This window comes from Brevibacillus gelatini, assembly GCF_003710935.1.
GTDB classification, from domain to species: Bacteria; Bacillota; Bacilli; order Brevibacillales; family Brevibacillaceae; genus Brevibacillus; species Brevibacillus gelatini.
In genome coordinates this window covers 1-2,436 of sequence record NZ_RHHS01000081.1, presented here as the reverse complement: position 1 = coordinate 2,436, position 2,436 = coordinate 1, and the positions used below count along the sequence as shown (strand labels likewise).

The 2,436-nt window shown below is 51.9% G+C and carries 2 protein-coding genes; both read left to right on the top strand.

Annotated elements, in window-relative coordinates; all coding sequences use genetic code 11:
* Positions 1–139 precede the first annotated feature (139 nt).
* Positions 140–1,642: an IS21 family transposase gene (istA, locus tag EDM57_RS22760; protein WP_122906950.1), complete on the top strand. Its 1,503-nt coding sequence runs from the start codon at positions 140–142 to the stop codon at positions 1,640–1,642.
* The gene (gene istB, locus EDM57_RS22755) at positions 1,639–2,367 is read left to right on the top strand and encodes an IS21-like element helper ATPase IstB (RefSeq protein ID WP_122906949.1); all 729 of its coding nucleotides are present in this window, start codon (positions 1,639–1,641) and stop codon (positions 2,365–2,367) included. The genes istA and istB overlap by 4 nt, the downstream gene beginning before the upstream one ends.
* Positions 2,368–2,436 lie beyond the last annotated feature (69 nt).

Sequence of the window (2,436 nt, the reverse complement as noted above, 5' to 3'; positions counted from 1 at the left end):
AAGTACAGAAAATCGCAGCGTAAAAATGCAGAGCTAGCCTGCGTTTTACAAGGCGGAAAAATAAATAGGCACTTGCCAACATCACTCTATTAAGTCTACCTTGGTCTTTGTCCAGAAGAACCAGGGAGATGTGAGAGGAATGTTGAAAGTGCCACAGCAACAGTATATCAAATTTTTGTACGAGAATGAGGATTATTCAATCTCGGAGATTGCGAGAGCCATGGGAGTCAATTGGAGGACAGCCAAGAAATACGCCACAAAGGACGATTGGAATGAACCCGTTTGTCGGCGCAAGAGACGATATCCCGTTCTCGGTCCGTATCTTGACATCATTGATACTTGGTTAACGGAGGAGCAGGCGTTGCCCCGCAAACAGCGTTATACCGCGAAGCGAATCTTTGATCGTCTGCGTGATGAATACAGGTTTGAGGGCGGACGACGCACTGTTGAAGAATATGTAGCCAAACGCCGAAAAGAACTCAAGCTGGAACGTGCCGAAAGCTATGAACGACTCGAACACCCCGGCGGCGAGGCACAGGTTGATTTTGGTACAGCCTATGTTGGGCAACCAGGTCAACTCGTGGAGCGCAAAGTGCTGATTATGTCCTTCCCGTTTAGCAATGCGGCCTTCGCCTTTCCGGTTCGAAAGGAGAACACAGAGTGTTTTCTGGAGGCAATGAAGCGCATCTTTGAACGGATGGGAGGCGTTCCGAGGAAAATCTGGTTCGACAACTTGTCGGCGGCGGTGGTCTCGATTGGCCGTGATGGAAAGCGGTCATGCACCGATCAGTTCCTGCGGTTTGCTACCCACTACCGGTTCGACCCAGAATTCTGTAATCCCTATCGTGGTCACGAAAAGGGGCATGTGGAGAACAAGGTGGGGTACAGTCGGCGTAATTGGCTCGTACCACCACCGATTTGCGAAACGGATGCTGACCTTGAGACATACTTGGCCCAGGCAGCAGAGGCAGACATGGATCGTCCACACTATGCCAAGAAAGAGCGTATCGTCGACTTGTGGGAGCAAGAACGGAAGAAGCTTTTGGCTATGCCAACCGTTGCGTTTGAGGTTTTCAGGCTTGAACCGGCCCGCTTGAACAAATATCGGGAACTCCGGTTTGAAACAACCACATATCCACTACCGCAGTGCCGTGCGCTAGATCCCGTATTGCTCAAGGTGAAATGGGACGAGATCGAGGTTTTGTCGGGCGACGGAGAGTACCGACACCTGGGGACGTTGCCTCGCCCGTACACGGAAAAGGCAATCCCGATTGAGTGGACAGATGTGTTTGAGGGTTACCTGAGAAAGCCAAGGATGGTGATGTACTCCGATCTGGCGAGGTTCATGCCTGCTTCCGTCCGCAGATTCGTGCAAGTGGAGGATATCGATCTGAGGAAATCTCGTGTGGCTCTGATTCGTCGATTGTTAGATACACACCAGATGTCCGACATGGGTGCTGCACTCGATACACTGGCTGGGCATTTCGATCCTGACACAGTCCTTGAGCATGCGCTATATGCGATGAAACATCCTGAGTTTCACCCTAAGCCGTTTGCGGAGGCTCATACACCGATGGAGATTCACGGGCACACACCGGACCTCAGGCAATATGACGCCATTCTGGGGGTGAGCAGAGCATGAAACACGAATTGGTTACTGCATGCAAGAACCTCCACTTGGGGTATGTGATGGAAGCGTACGAGGCGATTGCGTTCAATGACCGCTCGCAATACCTGCTTGAAGTCCTCCAAGTGGAACTGCGGGGCCGAGAGATATCCAGGATTCGCAGACTCATGAAGAAAGCCCGGTTTCCACAGATGAAGACACTAGAGGATTATGATTTCGGAGCAGTCACCTTCCCAGCGCATTGCAGTCGTGAGCTCCTAACGGATCTGGCATTTCTCGAGCGGAAAGAGAACGTGATGATGCTGGGCAAAGTGGGAACAGGCAAGACCCACCTGGCAACGGCACTAGGCGTAGAGGCTTGCCGACGAGGGTACGAGGTACGATTCTTTCGGGTGCATGACCTTGTGGCCGCGTTACAGGACAAGTACCAATCCGGGACGCTTAGCCGTTTTCAGCGGGAATTGCAGAAGGCTGAGTTACTCATCCTCGACGAAATGGGGTTTGTGCCCTTTCACAAAGACGGAGCTGAACTACTGTTTAACGTCATCTCCGAATGCTATGAGCAAAGGAGTGTGATTGTCACCTCTAACCTTGAGTTTGGCCAGTGGAACACGGTGTTTGGAGATGCCAGACTGACAGCAGCGCTCGTGGACCGACTCGTTCACCACGCACACGTCCTGGCTTTCACCGGCGAGAGCTACCGGCTACGAAATGCGCTATCCGGAGTGAGATCGTCATAATCTTCAGCGTTGGCCGTGCCTATGCACAAATCCGCAGCGATTCTCTGTATTTTTGACTTGCGAAAAACA

Bases quoted from the DNA above. Each gene is read 5' to 3' on its own strand.
- istA (WP_122906950.1), top strand. From the start codon at position 140: ATGTTGAAAGTGCCACAGCAACAGTATATCAAATTTTTGTACGAGAAT.
- istB (WP_122906949.1), top strand. From the start codon at position 1,639: ATGAAACACGAATTGGTTACTGCATGCAAGAACCTCCACTTGGGGTAT.